The organism is Rhizobium sp. P38BS-XIX, assembly GCF_012641435.1.
Classification (GTDB): Bacteria; Pseudomonadota; Alphaproteobacteria; order Rhizobiales; family Rhizobiaceae; genus Rhizobium.
In genome coordinates this window covers 28,983-43,094 of the sequence record NZ_JABAIJ010000008.1, presented here as the reverse complement: position 1 = coordinate 43,094, position 14,112 = coordinate 28,983, and the positions used below count along the sequence as shown (strand labels likewise).

The window sequence follows — 14,112 nt, the reverse complement described above, 5'->3', positions numbered from 1 at the left end:
CGGTCCCCGGGGCTGCATTAACGAGAGAGGTGACGGATGGCCGCAGTCAGCAACAGAAAACAGGATACCATGGTTGCAGCGCTGCTGGTCGCACCGGCAGTCATCGCGTTTCTGGTGATATTCGCTTACCCGACATGGCGGATGGTGGCGATGAGCCTCACCAACGCGCCGTTGATCGGCCCCGGCGAATGGGTGGGCCTGGATAATTACGTTCGCCAGCTTTCGTCGCCGCAGTTTCAAAAAGCACTTCTGAACACGCTTTACTTCATCGCCTTGACCGTCGTTCCCGGCACATGTCTCGCGCTTTTCATCGCCATGGGCGTCAACCGCCTGAACGGCCGAATACAGATGCTGGTGCTTGCCTGCTTTTTTCTCCCATCGATCCTACCGGTTTCGGTGGTGACGCAGATCTGGACCTGGATCGCCAACATGCAATACGGCGTCATCCAGATCGTCATCGGTCTCTTTACGGGCGGGCGACCGCTGCCGGTCCTGCGCTCGCCGACTTACTTCATGCCCTCGGTTGCGGTCGTCACGATCTGGTGGACGATCGGATTTAACATCCTTCTCTTTCTGGCGGGATTGCGCAGCATTTCACCCGATGTCTACGAGGCGGCTGCGCTGGACAATGCCAGTCGCTGGCGTGTCTTTTCAAAAATTACCTGGCCGCTGATCTGGCCCGTCACCGCGCTTGTGCTGACATTGCAGCTGATCCTGCAATTCAAAATCTTCGCGCAGCCGTATCTGCTAGGATATTTCGCGCACACGCCGGCAGACGCACAATCGGTCATGATGACAATCATCTACGATCTGGCTTTCAAGCAGAACAAGGGCGGTGAAGGTGCGGCTGTCGCAACCATTCTGTTCGTGATCATCCTCATTGCCTCGGTCCTCCAATATCAATTCCTGCGCGCGCGAGGCCCGAAATGAGCGTGCTGACGACGAACTCCCCCATGGAGCTGACCATGACGACGAACGCGATCGCTTCGCGCGGCTGGAGCGGCCGCGCTCTGACCGCACTCACGGCATTCGGGGCGCTGATCTGGTTCTTTCCGCTTTACTGGGCGGTCGTGACATCGCTGAAATCCGACACCGAGGTAGTCAGCCGAAATCCCGGGCTCTTCCCGAAAGCACCGACGCTTGAGCCATATCGCTACGTGATCGACCATTCGAGCATCGTCCAATGGTACCTGAATTCGGTCGGCACATCAGCGATCATCGCCGTTCTGGTGCTGATCATGAGCGCTTGCTGCGCCTATGCGCTCAGCCAGATCCAGTTTCCCGGCCGCCGCCTGATCTATGGAGCCCTGATTACTTCCGTGATGGTGCCGGCAGAGGCGCTGATCATCAACCATTTCGTACTGATGAACACATTCGGACTGATCAACACATGGGGCGGCATCGTCCTCCCCCAACTCGTCGTGCCGTCCGTCATCATCATCCTCAAACAATTCTTCGATCAGGTTCCGAAGGAATTCCATGAAGCGGCGATGCTCGACAATGCGGGTCATCTGCGCACGCTCTGGAAGATCTATGTTCCCATGAACTGGGGCGTGATAACCGCATTGGGGATCACCACCTTCATCGCGGCGTGGAACAATTTCCTATGGCCTTTCCTGGTCGCGACGTCGGATGCCACGATTACCATCCCGGTCGGCATTACACAGGTAAAGGACGTCTTCGGCGTTCGTTTCGCGAAGGACATGGCCGCTGCGGTTCTGGCCGGATTGCCCGTCGCGATCCTCTATCTGCTGTTTCAGAAGCAGATCACACGCGCCATCATGCTGTCTGCCGGGATAAAGGGATAAGCAATTTGGATCGGCGTATTTTCTGTTCGCCATCGACCGGCCACGCTCCGGCTTCCTCAGGCGGGCGCCGGAGCGATTGTCGGAGATTATAGCCGCTCCTTCACTCCGCTACCTCTCCCAGAGTATCGGCAACATAGGCGCCGCGCGTTCCGATGGGGCGCGGTGTTCCCGTGGTGGAATCCCTTTCGGTTTGATGCTCCAACTCCGCATTCAATTCGGCACCGATGATCAGGATGGTGACGGACAGCCAGGTCCATATCAGAAAGCCGATCAGAGCGCCGAGCGTGCCATAGGTCGCGTTGTAGTTTGCAAAGTGACCGAGATAGAAGGAGAACGCAAAGGACATCGCGAGCCATGCGAGCACGGTCAAAGCCGCTCCCCACGTCATCCACCGCAGCCGCGCCGGCTCACGGCTGGGCCCGAACCGATAGATCGCCAGAATAGCCGTGACGACCAGCACAATGAGAGCCGGCCATCGGGCAACCAGGGCCAGCTCTTCCTGATAATGATCGAGCCAGACATAGGCGAGAAGAACGGGCAGCACCGCGACAAGCCCGATCACGGCAGCAGCGGCAATCATGGCGCACAGCGTAAAACACAGCGCAATCAGATTGAGCCTGATATAGCTTCGCTTTTCTCGCTCCTCATAGGCGACATTCATGGCATCGAAGAGCGCCAACGTGCCGCTGTGGGTGCTCCAGAGCGCAATGGCAAGGCTGATGAAGAATGTCGTGCCGAGTTCCGCATGCGGCTTTGACGTCAGCACGGCAAGCTGATCGGAAAACAAATCGAAGGCGCCGGGCGGAAGAACCGCGGCCAGTTCACGCAGATGCTGGGACAGCGTGACCGGATCGGCCACGAGCCCATACAACGACACGAGCGCGGCAAGTGCCGGGAATATCGCGAGAAGCAGGTAGAAGGTTACGCCCGCGGCAATCAAGGTGACGCGGTCATTCGAAATTCCGTGGACGACGCGCCAGAAGACATCCCTCAGCCCGTTCATCGGCAGCTCTTCCGGCACATCGGCATCGCGGCCATGATCATCGATATCAGCAACGCGCCTTGAGCCCGCGACAGTTCGCGTTTTCCGCATCAGCATCGTCCCTACGAGAACAGCGGCCGCGATCAAGGTGGCCATATGGATCATGGTCAACGTACGCTTTCCGGCCATCCTTCACTCCAATGCGTCTATCATTTCACCCGACAAGACTAGAACGATGTGGCCAGCATTTCTTTCCAAGCCCATGAAAAAATAATGGATTTGCCGAGTCCGCGAGGAGGAGACGGCAATCTCGAAGTCCTGTGGCGCGATCAAAGTCCAATTCCCGTTGACAGTCTCCCTACTAGAAGGTAGATAAATCCTATGAGCAATCTTTCGACAACATCCGACGAAATTCTGAACTGCGCGCAAAAGCTGATTATCGCCGGTGGCTATAATGGCTTCAGCTATGCCGACATAGCGGTCGCGGTGGGGATCAGAAAACCCAGCATCCATCATCATTTCCCCGCCAAGGCCGATCTGGTGCGCACTCTCGTCGCTCGCTATCGCGAAAATGCCGAAGCCAGCTTCCTGGAGATCGAGCAAAAGGTACCGGACGCCTTTGAGCTGCTGAACGTCTACGCAAACTATTGGGAGCAATGCATTGAAGATGCGAGCATCCCGTTCTGCCTTTCAGCTCTGCTTGCAAGCGAACTGCCAGTGCTCCCTCAGGAAGTCGCGGTGGAAGTTCGCGCCTATTTTCGTTTTCTATCCACATGGCTGACAGCGGTCATGGAGCGTGGAGGGAAACAGGGAACGCTGTCACTCACGACATCGCCCTCAGCCGAGGCAGAGACATTCATGGCGACGATCCATGGCGCGATGCTCTCTGCGAGAGCTTACGGGAAAAGTGACGTTTTTGGCACGGTGCTGAAATCAAGCCTGGAAAGGCTGCGACCCCGATAATCGCCAGAAGCAGTTACGATGGCGGCGCATCGGAACAATAGCGTGTTTTTGCATGAGCAGTAAACCTACCAACTAGTAGGTAAATTGAGTTAATGCCGCAGAATTGAACGGTCATGCCCAACTCGAACAACCGAATTGGGCTGGCTCACAGGAGACTTTGAAATGAGTTGCTGGCCCAAGGGAAAGACGGTGGAAAAGGTCGGTGCGATCGCGGCGACGTCCGCCACATCCGGTGTCGAGGTCTGCCGCACGACCTCGATCACATCCGATCCGCAAAACAGATGGATCGCACACCGGCAATCAGCGATCACCGCCACACTGTCGCAACAAGGCACTGAAGGCTTTTCGTCATCGACCATGACGGATGTTGCTCAAACGGCTCCATCCGGCGAACGCCGGCTCTCTGGCGAGAGCGAACGAATTGGCAAAGGCAATTGGGACGAGATCTCCGCCTTCGGCCGACACGTCGGCTACCTCTGACCTGCTTCAAACAGCCAGAATTTCAACCATCGAAACAATCCAAAAGGGTATCACCATGAACACCAATCAAACTGCCATCTCGTCAAACGATCAGAATGCGTGGCTCAAGCTCTATTATTTTGCCCGCGCATTCTTCTCCATCGCCTGGGTGCTTGCCGCCCTGACAATCGGCCTGAAGTCGCCGGCCATCGCGACCTTTTTGTTGATCATCTATCCGCTATGGGACGCGGCCGCCAACTTCATCGACGCCTCGCGCAATGGCGGGCTGGCCGGGAACCGCACGCAGGCGTTCAACGTCGCCGTCAGCCTCGTGATTACAATTGCCGTCATTGCTGCCATGACCGTTAGCATGAACTGGGTAATTGCAATTTATGGCGGATGGGCAATCCTTTCGGGATTGCTGCAACTTGGCACAGCCATCCGCCGTTGGAAAACGAATGGCGGTCAGTGGGCCATGGTCCTGAGCGGCGGCCAATCGGCAATCGCCGGGGCATTCTTTATCCTGCAGGCGCAGATGCCCACACCGCCATCCATCGCCAATATTGCCGGATATGCGGGCTTTGGCGCTTTCTATTTTATCGTCTCAGCCGTGTGGCTGACGGTCAGCGGAATTCGGCGGGAAGCCTGAAGAGGCTCTCGCCGGCCACCATCGTCGTAAACGCCTCCATCCCGACTGCCCTCGTGATGCGTCTCAGCCGATGCTGTTGACTGCAATATATCCGAACAAATATAGCGACCAGAGCCGCCGCCGGACAGTTTGTCGGGCGGCGGCTCTGGTCGCTATATCATTTTCAAGATACCGAAGCTTATGTTCAAAGAGAATATTGTCGTCCTCGACATTGATGGAACGCTGACCGATAGCATCGCACAGCATCAAAGAGCGTTCGAACGTGCCTTGTCGAGTTTCGGTTTTCCGGCGCTTCGAACGGACTGGTCCGCCTATCGACATCATTCGGATAGCGGCATATTTGCCGAAGCCTGGGAGGAAGCGCGCTGGCAACACGCGCCGGATCTGAAGCGGCTGGAAGAAGGCTTCATCGAAGCGTTCGATACCGAGATAGGGATCGCGCCCCTCCTGCCGATCGCAGGAGCACCGGAATTTCTGATCGCACTTGAACACAGCAACTGGATTCCGGTTTTCGCAACAGGAAGTCTCCGTCATGGGGCGCTGCGAAAACTTGCGTGCTTGAATGTCTCCTACGACGCAGATCTGCTCGTGACGGCGTCGGATTACGCGACGCGGGAGGATATCGTCTCAAACGCCATCGAGCGGGCAAAGCTGAAGCACGAGATATCCGGTGTTGATCGGATCGTCTCCATCGGCGACGGGATATGGGATCTCAAGACCGCACGAAATCTCGGGCTGGAGTTTCTCGGAATAGGCTTCGGTGAAAAAGGCGAGAAGCTTCGAGCCGAGGGCGCTCGAGTCCATGAGGGATTTGGCGATGGGCTTGCCATGCTCTCAAACCTTCCTCGCATCTGACGCGGCTTCCCGACAACGAAGGAGACTATGTTGAATTACGAGCTTATCCTGTCCCAGGGCCGCATTGCAGACAGAACACCGGGCGCGATCGCCGGAGCAGCGCTGACGGCCGAGGCGATCGCAAAGCTCACCGGACTGACACCGATCGCCGTCGGCACACCATCTCCTTCTCGACTTGACGATTGGTCGACGAGCCTGCCGGACGCGCAGGAAACGCTCACCTCGCTGCGCAACGCAGTTGCAACGGCTCTGCAGCGCGGCAGAAAGCCATTGATGGTTGCCAACACTTGCTCCGCCAGTCTCGCGTCGCTGCCAGTCGCCTTTGCACACCACCCTGATGCGGTCCTTCTCTGGATTGATGCTCATGGCGACTTCAATACTCCGCGAACCACACAAAGCGGATATCTCGGCGGAATGGTCCTTGCTGCCGCCTGCGGACTTTGGGACAGCGGCCATGGACAAGGGATCGATCCAATTCGTGTCGTGATCGTCGGCGCGCGAGATATCGATGCAGCGGAAGAGCAACTGCTCACACAGTCGGGTGTTCATGTGATCTCCCCAGCCGATGCCAATCCGGAAGCGATCCGTTCGGCGATCGGAGACGCACCGGTCTGGATCCATGTCGACTGGGACGTGCTGGAGCCCAACTATGTGCCGGCCGCCTACGCGATCCCCGCTGGCCTGCATCCCGATTCATTGCGTGCGATCTTCCGCGCACTACCGGCTGAGCAAATCGTCGGAATAGAACTTGCAGAGTTCGAAGCTTCCGGCAACAACATCGAAGACGCCTCGGCCCTTGCCGTCATAATTGATGTCATCTCACCGGTTATAGACGCGAACTAGCATGACATTTCGCCGGCGCGCCTAAAGTCACCTCTCGCGCAGCTCGCTTTGCTTTTCATACACATTCCTGAGCACACTTATCGGGGCGGCTTTGCAAAATCCAAAGTCGCCCTATTTGCCTCCTATCGTAGTGGCAACGATCGCAATTAGCGGTCGTTTGGCGAGGCCTCTTGGCGACAAGTCGGTGTGAAAATACGGCCACACAAAATATGATAATAATAGTCAAGAATGACTAGACGGGACCGTCCCGTTTGATTATAACGCCTGCCGAGATCTCAGGACTGCCCATCGACATTCAGTGCGACGACGAAAGGCGCCCTCGGCACTTTCACATCAAGACATCGCCGACTCCCATCTCCGCGCTGGGAGTTACTCCGAACTTCGCGTCAGGCTGCTGGCGCGGGCCAAAAAGTTATCTCAGGGGCTTCAGAGAGGCTATATATGCCGACGATACATCCGCGCGCCGAATCCGATCATCTGACAGGTCGGATACCCCATGAAACGATCCCAAATGAAGTTGATATTCTCGGTATTGGGTTTGGGCCGACCAATCTCAGCCTCGCCATTGCAATCGAAGAATATAATGAAAGCCAGCCTAGGGAGCAGAGACTAACGGCGCAATTCATCGATGCAAAACAAGAGTTTAGCTGGCACAATGGTATGCTCTTGCCGAATGCAACGATGCAGATCAGCTTTCTGAAAGATCTTGTTTCCCTGCGCACTCCCACGAGCCCATATACTTTCGTCAATTATCTGCATGAAAATCAGAGACTTTCCGACTTTATCAATCTCAAGACATTCTTTCCTTCCCGCAAGGAATTCCACGACTATCTTCGTTGGGCAGAAAAACGCATATCGATGCCAGTTTCCTATGGTATCACCGCTAGACAGATCGAATGGCGCAATGGCTTCTTTACGGTCAAAGCGACATGCAATGACAACAGAGATACACATTTAGACACGATACTAGCACGCAACGTTGTGCTTGGCATGGGATATCGTCCCGTATTACCCGATCATGTCGTTACTAGTCATCGAGTGTTCCACAATAATAATCTTCTATCGAGCCTGGAAGCACTTCCATCACGAAGTGATATGCGATTTCTAGTCGTAGGCGCAGGACAAAGCGCTGCAGAAGTCGTCGCGTATCTTCATGGAACCTACGAAAAGGCGGAGATTCATGCGTCACTTAGACGATTTGGATATTCACCATCCGACGATACACCCTATGTCAATCGCATCTTCGACCCTTCATCCGTGGATGAGTTTTATACCGCTCCACCAGAGCTTAAGAAGCGCCTCTTGGATTATCACTGGCCAACAAATTACTCTGCAGTTGATGCCGATCTAATCAATGACATCTATAGACGGGAATATGATGAGACAATTACCGGCAATCGCCGTCTTCATATTCATCGAACAACAGAAGTTGATCGAATCGAAGATAATGGGCATAGCGTCTCCGCAACAATTCGGGATATTGGTGGTCGCCGTAGTCAACAGTTGACATTCGATGCCATCATATTCGCGACGGGATTCAAGCCATTCGATCTGCGTGAACTGCTAGGTCATGGTATTGATATATCCGGTTCCTTTGATGGATACCTGCCGGTTGTCAACCGAGACTATTCCATCGATCTCCCGGATATATCGGGACGGATCTATCTGAACGGTGGGGTTCAACATAGCCACGGCCTGACCTCAACTCTGCTATCCAATGTCGCTGTTCGATCTGCCGAAATTCTCAACTCGATCACCGCCGATGCCCAATACGAAGCCTATGAACAATCACATGCCAAGCGCGTCACTCTGGGAGCAATCTGATGACCGTAAATCCATTCGATGATCCAAACGGCGTTTTCTTTGCTCTGGTCAACGACGAGGAGCAGTATTCCCTTTGGCCGACATTTAAGGGCGTCCCTGAAGGCTGGAACATCGCCTATGGCGCACCCGATGGTGCCCCGCGTCAGCAGGTGCTCGATTGGATCGACAGGACATGGACGGATATGCGACCAAGATCCCTGCGCAGCCACATGGCATCCAACGCGTCGAACTCCGGCAGCATCTGAGGAGGAAGCGTCGATATGACCGTGTTCACCTCAGGTATCGCGCAATCCAAGTCGGCGCATATCGTGCCGTTGACAGTCGATATCATCACAGCCGCAGCCGCTCTTGCGTCGGCCATCGATGTGCCGCAAGCCGGCATAGCGCCAGCACCCTACATCCTGTACGAGAAGGCCGACGAGATCGCCTTTGCGGCGGGATGCGCAATGGAAATCCGGCTCGATCGGAACGGCCTTCATCTGACCGCTCCGACCGGATCGCGTACCGAGCCCCTCGGCGATCGCCCGCTGCGGCAAGTGCAGTCGATGCTGGCCAGCATCCTCCCGGATCAGAACGGCGCCGAGGCGCGCGTCTTCGGCTGGGCAGCATTCGAGCTTTCCTACTTGCTGCAGGGATTGCCCATCGCCGATGATGCTGGAACCCTGCTCTATTTATTCGTACCGGAAAACGTCGCGCGTATCCGGTCAGGTGAGGCCGAGCTCAATATCTCGGATCCCGAAGTCGCCGAACTCTGGCAGGACGCGTTGCGCAATGCCAAAGCGATTGAGCCGTCGGCACGCGTTCACGTCGATGAAGTCAATGACACGACGGGCTATGTCGATGCCGCGCGAGAGGCCATCAAATCAATCGACGGCAGCAAGCTTCGCAAGCTGATCCTTTCGCGCTCCGTCGCCGTCTCGCAAGAGATCGATCTGATCGCGAGCTATCGGACGCTTCGCCGCAACAACACGCCCGCACGGTCCTTCCTGTTGCGGCTCGGCTGCATCGCCGCGGCTGGTGTCAGCCCTGGGGCTATCATCGAGGTCTCGGCAACCGGCGCCGTAGTCGCGCAGCCGCTTGCCGGCACCCGCGCCTATACCGGACAGCCTGAACGCGACGCAGCACTTCGCGAAGACCTCCTGAGTGACCCGAAGGAGATTTACGAGCACGCCCTATCGGTGAAGCTCGCCCAGGATGAAATTGCCGAAGTCAGCGAACCCGGAACCGTATTCGTCGAAAACTTCATGGATGTCGTTTCCAGGGGCAGCGTCCAGCATCTGGCTTCCCACGTTCGCGGCCAGTTGCGATCTGGCGCCAGCTGCTGGGACGCCTTTGCAAGCGTCTTTCCAGCCGTGACGGCATCGGGGATTCCAAAACGTGAGGCGTGCCGGGAGATCAGCCTTCGCGAACACTCCCCTCGCGGCCTGTATAGTGGCGCAGTGCTCTCGGTTGACGTGCGGGGCGGGCTTGATGCGGCGCTCGTGCTTCGGTCCGTCTATCAAGTCGGTGGAGCGACCTGGCTCCGTGCCGGCGCCGGCCTCATATCGCAGTCCAACGCAGAACGCGAACTGGAAGAGACGCGTGAAAAGATGCGCAGCGTCAGCCGCTTCCTCGTGCCTAAATCCGGAGGCGATGCGTGATTGCGGCTCATATCAATGGCATTCGCCTGGCATACGAGGATACCGGTGGAACTGGCGATCCCGTCCTGCTGGTGATGGGAACGGGAAGCCCCGCCCGCGTCTGGGAGGTCCATCAGATACCCGCACTGAAAGCGGCGGGCTTCCGGGTGATCTCCATGAACAATCGCGGCATTCCGCCGACGGATGAATGCCCGGGCGGATTTACGATGGATGACATGGTCAACGATGTCGTCGGGCTGATCGAGCACCTCGGCTGCGAGGACGTCTCCTTGATCGGCACCTCTCTGGGCGCCAGGATCGTGGTCGAAGCAGCACTCTCGAGACCGGACCTCCTGTCCCGCGTCATCGCCCTTGCCGCCCATGCCCGGCTGGAACCCGTGCAGCAGGCCATGACGCGCGGCGAGATCGAGCTTGCGGACTATGCTTGCCCGCCACCAGCCGACTATCGTGCCGCTGTCATGGCGTTGCAATATCTGTCGCCGGCGACACTTCGTGATGAAGGTCAGGCACAGGACTGGCTTGACATGTTCGCGTTTGACGATGGGCGCATCAGCGCCGGTCACAAGGCTCAGCTGCAGATATCGCAGGTCCTCGGCGATCGCCGCTCCGCCTACAGAGACATTTCCGTCCCCATGTTGGTCATCGGCTTTGCCGATGACGCCGCCATCCCGCCCCGATTGAGCCGGGAAGTCGCGGACGTGGTTCCGGGCGCGGAATATGCCGAAATCGCCGATGCAGGCCATTTCGGATACCTCGAAAAACCCGCAGAGGCCAACCGCCTTATCATCGACTATCTCCGACGGCCGCTCGCCACTGCGAGTGTGCTCAGGATCTCAGCAGGTACCAGGGTGTAATATGTCTGAACCGACTTTACGGACGTGGCCAACCGAACTGGCCCAACGATATACCGAACTTGGCTACTGGCGTGGACGAGAGCTGACTGCCCCGATCCGTGATCAGGCGAAGCTCAATCCGAACAAGATCGCGCTCATCGACTCGGCCGGGCAAAGCCTCTCCTATGCGCAGCTCGACGAGGCCGCAGATCGGGTGGCGGCGGCGCTGCAGGCATGGGGCCTCAAGCGTGGCGATCGTTTCATCCTGCAGTTGCCCAATGTCATTGAACTCGTCACGCTGCTGTTCGGCTCGATCCGGGCCGGCATCATCCCCGTCATGGTTCTGCCGACGCATCGCGAGCAGGAAGTCAGCCATCTTGCCAGGGGTTCCGGTGCCGTTGCCTATGCGGTCACCGACGTCGAAGCGAGTTATGATTTCCGTTCGCTTGCGCAACGCGTTCGCCAAGCCGTGCCATCCTTGCAAAAGCTTCTCGTCGTGGGTGACACAGGCAGCGACCCCACGTTGACGAGCTATAGCGAGCTTGTCGGGGCCGCAACTGATGCTGCTGCGATCACCGATCTGGATGCCACCTCAGTTGCGCTCTTCCTGCATTCAGGCGGTACGGGAGGGCTGCCCAAACTCATCCCGCGCACCCACAACGACTATGAATACAATGCTCGGGCCAGCGCCGAGATCTGCGGTTTTGACGATGCCACTGTCTATCTCGCAAGCCTTTCCGCCGCTCATAACTTTCCCCTCGCCTGCCCGGGCATATTGGGCACATTCATCGTCGGCGGCACGGTGGTGCTTGCTCGAGAGCCCAGCCCGGATTCCGTATTCGGCCTGATCGCGAAGCACAGGGTGACGGTAACAGCGGCAGTTCCGACGCTTGCAGCACTCTGGCTCGAAGCGCGTGAGTTCGACGACACCGACCTTTACAGCCTGCGCGTTCTACAGGTCGGCGGAGCCAAGCTTGCGCCATCCGTTGCCGCAAGAATCCACGGCTTTCTCGGCGTGCGCGTCCAGCAGGTCTTCGGCATGGCCGAGGGGCTGCTGAACTTCACCCGCGAGGGAGATCCGATCGATCTCGTCGAGACGACGCAGGGCCGTCCGCTATCGCCGCACGACGAGATCCGTCTCGTCGACGAAATGGGCGCCGAAGTTGCCGATGGAGAGGTGGGTGAGCTTTGGACGCGTGGCCCTTACACGATCCGCAGCTATTTGGCAGCGCCGGAGGCAAACCAACGCTCCTTCACCGCCGACGGTTTCTACCGCACTGGCGATCTGGTGCGCCGCCTGCCAAGCGGACATCTGATGGTCGAGGGCCGTGCCGGCGACCAGATCAATCGCGGCGCAGAGAAATTCTCGTCCGTCGAAATCGAGGAATATCTGCTCGATCATCCTGCCGTGAGGGAAATTGCCGTCATTGGTGTGCCCGATGCAAGTCTCGGCCAGGCATCGTGCGCCGTCGTACGGCCGATCGATGCTCCGCCGAGCCTGCGCGACCTCAAGGATTTCCTGAGAAACCGCGGCGTGGCGACCTATAAGTTCCCCGATCGGATTCGCATCGTCGATGAAATCCCCCTGACCCGTTTCGGCAAGATCGACCGCAAGCGTCTTCTCGCCGAGTTTGGCCAAGAGGCTGTGACTGATCCCGTGGGCGCGCCGGTTTAGCGCGCCGGGCGCCCGGCGACCAATACGCAGTTGCAATTTACTCGAGACGTGCGGTGTCAGCAGCACCCCGGCTCCAGGGAAATTGCGCGCCGCGTTTGCCGTCGCGATCCGAGGTCAACAGATGCATGTGATCGCGAATTTCGGTGCGCCCGTTTGAACGAAAATGACGTGTCTTCCTGATGATAAGACGGAGATGGTTGCATGAATGCCCGGTTTGATTTGACAACGCCTGCATATCAGCTGCGAACCCGTGGTGTAGCTCAACGGATTTATCCCGAGCGCTCCGACGGCGCTTCCGTTGCCGCTGCGGTCAATGCGGCCATGACCGCTGCCGGCCAAAAGAAACACAATGGAACCAGACAAATCGTGGTTGGTCTGGTGCCCTTCGACGCTGACGCCGAGGCGGTTTTCTATATCCCTGAAGAGGTGGAATTCAACACGGATTACCCGACGGCAGCGCTTCCGAAGGAAGAACGGCGCAACGCCTTCGAAATCCACGGCGATGATTCTCCCGCCTACAGAAAGAACGTTACGGAAGCGCTGAAGCGCATCGAGTCAGGCGACCTGGACAAGGTCGTCCTTGCCCGCAGCGTGACCGTCGATTTCAACGCTCCGATCGATATCGATGCCGTCTACGCGCGTTTGTGCGCACGAAACGGGAGTGCTTACGTGTATCGGGTCGACCTTCCCGATAGTCTTGAAGACGCACCTGCGGTGCTGCTGGGCGCAAGTCCGGAACTGGTGCTGAGCAGCGACAAGGGCAAGATCCGCAGCACACCGCTGGCAGGTTCCATACCGCGGGCCACCAACGCGCTTGCGGACGAGGAAGTTGCCCGCGGGCTCTTGAATTCAAAGAAAGATCTGGTCGAACATTCCCTCGTCGTTCAGGCCGTTGGCGACACATTCCGCCAATTCGCTGATATGGTCGAGGTTCCCACCGAGCCTCAGTTGGTACAGACGCCCGTCATCTGGCACCTCGGAACTTACATTACCGGCATGCTGCGAGAGAACGTATCGCCTATCACTCTTGCTTATGCCCTTCATCCGACACCAGCCGTCGGCGGTTGGCCGCAAGAGGCCGCCCGAAAAGCCATCGCAGAGCTCGAAGGCTTCGATCGTGGGTTCTATGCGGGACTTATCGGATGGATGGACGATGAAGGAAACGGAGAATGGGTCCTTACACTTCGATGCGGTATCGTGAGTGGAAACAAGGCAACTGTGTTTGCAGGTGCTGGTATCGTTGCGGGTTCTGATCCCGAAAAAGAGCATACAGAGACCAGAACAAAGCTACAAACATTCATCAATGCTCTCGGATAAGATCGCTCAGAAGATGTCTTTGATGTGCTCGTGGCACATGACATCAATGGTTGGATGCATGCGATATCGTGCGCTTCTTGATGGTCATTAGCGCAACCAATGACAATTCAAATGCCAGTGACGTCAGTTGATAGGGTCAGGATAAAAATATGAGAAATATAGTCAACAATTACTGGACGGGACAGTTCCGTTTGATTATAAACCCTGCCGAGATCTCGGTGCTTGTCGCCTGACATGTAATGGCGACGGTGACAGAGGTAGCAA

14 protein-coding genes are annotated in these 14,112 nt (G+C 57.2%); 13 read left to right on the top strand and 1 reads right to left on the bottom strand.

The genetic code is table 11. The features are described 5' to 3' along the window. Positions 1–36: 36 nt before the first annotated feature. Together HGP17_RS23690 and HGP17_RS23685 are read left to right on the top strand one after the other, a co-directional pair. Positions 37–930, top strand: a complete 894-nt coding sequence (locus HGP17_RS23690) for a sugar ABC transporter permease (protein WP_168812920.1) — start codon at positions 37–39, stop codon at positions 928–930. Beyond that, positions 927–1,808, top strand: coding sequence for a carbohydrate ABC transporter permease (locus HGP17_RS23685; protein ID WP_168812919.1), 882 nt, complete (start codon positions 927–929; stop codon positions 1,806–1,808). The genes HGP17_RS23690 and HGP17_RS23685 overlap by 4 nt, the downstream gene beginning before the upstream one ends. A gap of 100 nt (positions 1,809–1,908) precedes the next feature. On the opposite strand, the gene HGP17_RS23680 is transcribed toward HGP17_RS23685, so the two are convergent. Further along, a complete protein-coding gene (locus HGP17_RS23680) occupies positions 1,909–2,955 on the bottom strand; it encodes a YihY/virulence factor BrkB family protein (protein WP_246704202.1) in 1,047 nt (348 codons plus the stop codon). A gap of 216 nt (positions 2,956–3,171) precedes the next feature. Here HGP17_RS23680 and HGP17_RS23675 point away from each other — a divergent pair, with 216 nt between their 5' ends. The 11 genes from HGP17_RS23675 (at position 3,172) to HGP17_RS23625 (ending at position 13,848) form a co-directional block, all read left to right on the top strand. Beyond that, the gene (locus HGP17_RS23675) at positions 3,172–3,753 is read left to right on the top strand and encodes a TetR/AcrR family transcriptional regulator (RefSeq protein WP_168812917.1); all 582 of its coding nucleotides are present in this window, start codon (positions 3,172–3,174) and stop codon (positions 3,751–3,753) included. A 162-nt stretch (positions 3,754–3,915) separates the two neighbouring features. Further along, positions 3,916–4,233, top strand: coding sequence for a hypothetical protein (locus HGP17_RS23670; RefSeq protein WP_168812916.1), 318 nt, complete (start codon positions 3,916–3,918; stop codon positions 4,231–4,233). A 55-nt stretch (positions 4,234–4,288) separates the two neighbouring features. Next, the gene (locus tag HGP17_RS23665) at positions 4,289–4,861 is read left to right on the top strand and encodes a DUF308 domain-containing protein (RefSeq protein WP_168812915.1); all 573 of its coding nucleotides are present in this window, start codon (positions 4,289–4,291) and stop codon (positions 4,859–4,861) included. A 180-nt stretch (positions 4,862–5,041) separates the two neighbouring features. Continuing rightward, on the top strand, positions 5,042–5,716 hold the full coding sequence (locus HGP17_RS23660; protein ID WP_168812914.1) for an HAD family hydrolase: 675 nt from the start codon (positions 5,042–5,044) through the stop codon (positions 5,714–5,716). Positions 5,717–5,743: 27 nt separating this feature from the next. Further along, positions 5,744–6,559 (top strand): arginase family protein, encoded by an 816-nt coding sequence (locus HGP17_RS23655; protein WP_168812913.1) that lies wholly within the window; start codon positions 5,744–5,746, stop codon positions 6,557–6,559. A 441-nt stretch (positions 6,560–7,000) separates the two neighbouring features. After that, the gene (locus tag HGP17_RS23650) at positions 7,001–8,383 is read left to right on the top strand and encodes a SidA/IucD/PvdA family monooxygenase (protein WP_168812912.1); all 1,383 of its coding nucleotides are present in this window, start codon (positions 7,001–7,003) and stop codon (positions 8,381–8,383) included. Continuing rightward, positions 8,383–8,628: an MbtH family NRPS accessory protein gene (locus HGP17_RS23645; RefSeq protein ID WP_168812911.1), complete on the top strand. Its 246-nt coding sequence runs from the start codon at positions 8,383–8,385 to the stop codon at positions 8,626–8,628. Before HGP17_RS23650 ends, HGP17_RS23645 begins: the two co-directional genes overlap by 1 nt. Positions 8,629–8,643: 15 nt before the next feature. Further along, complete coding sequence (locus HGP17_RS23640; protein ID WP_168812910.1) at positions 8,644–10,023, top strand: salicylate synthase; 1,380 nt, start codon at positions 8,644–8,646, stop codon at positions 10,021–10,023. After that, positions 10,020–10,877, top strand: coding sequence for an alpha/beta hydrolase (locus HGP17_RS23635; protein WP_168812909.1), 858 nt, complete (start codon positions 10,020–10,022; stop codon positions 10,875–10,877). The genes HGP17_RS23640 and HGP17_RS23635 overlap by 4 nt, the downstream gene beginning before the upstream one ends. 1 nt (position 10,878) lies before the next feature. Continuing rightward, positions 10,879–12,531: an AMP-binding protein gene (locus tag HGP17_RS23630; RefSeq protein ID WP_168812908.1), complete on the top strand. Its 1,653-nt coding sequence runs from the start codon at positions 10,879–10,881 to the stop codon at positions 12,529–12,531. A gap of 321 nt (positions 12,532–12,852) precedes the next feature. Beyond that, positions 12,853–13,848 carry an isochorismate synthase gene (locus HGP17_RS23625; protein WP_168812907.1) on the top strand — a complete coding sequence of 332 codons (996 nt, stop codon included), beginning with the start codon at positions 12,853–12,855 and terminating at the stop codon, positions 13,846–13,848. The last annotated feature ends 264 nt before the right edge of the window (positions 13,849–14,112 follow it).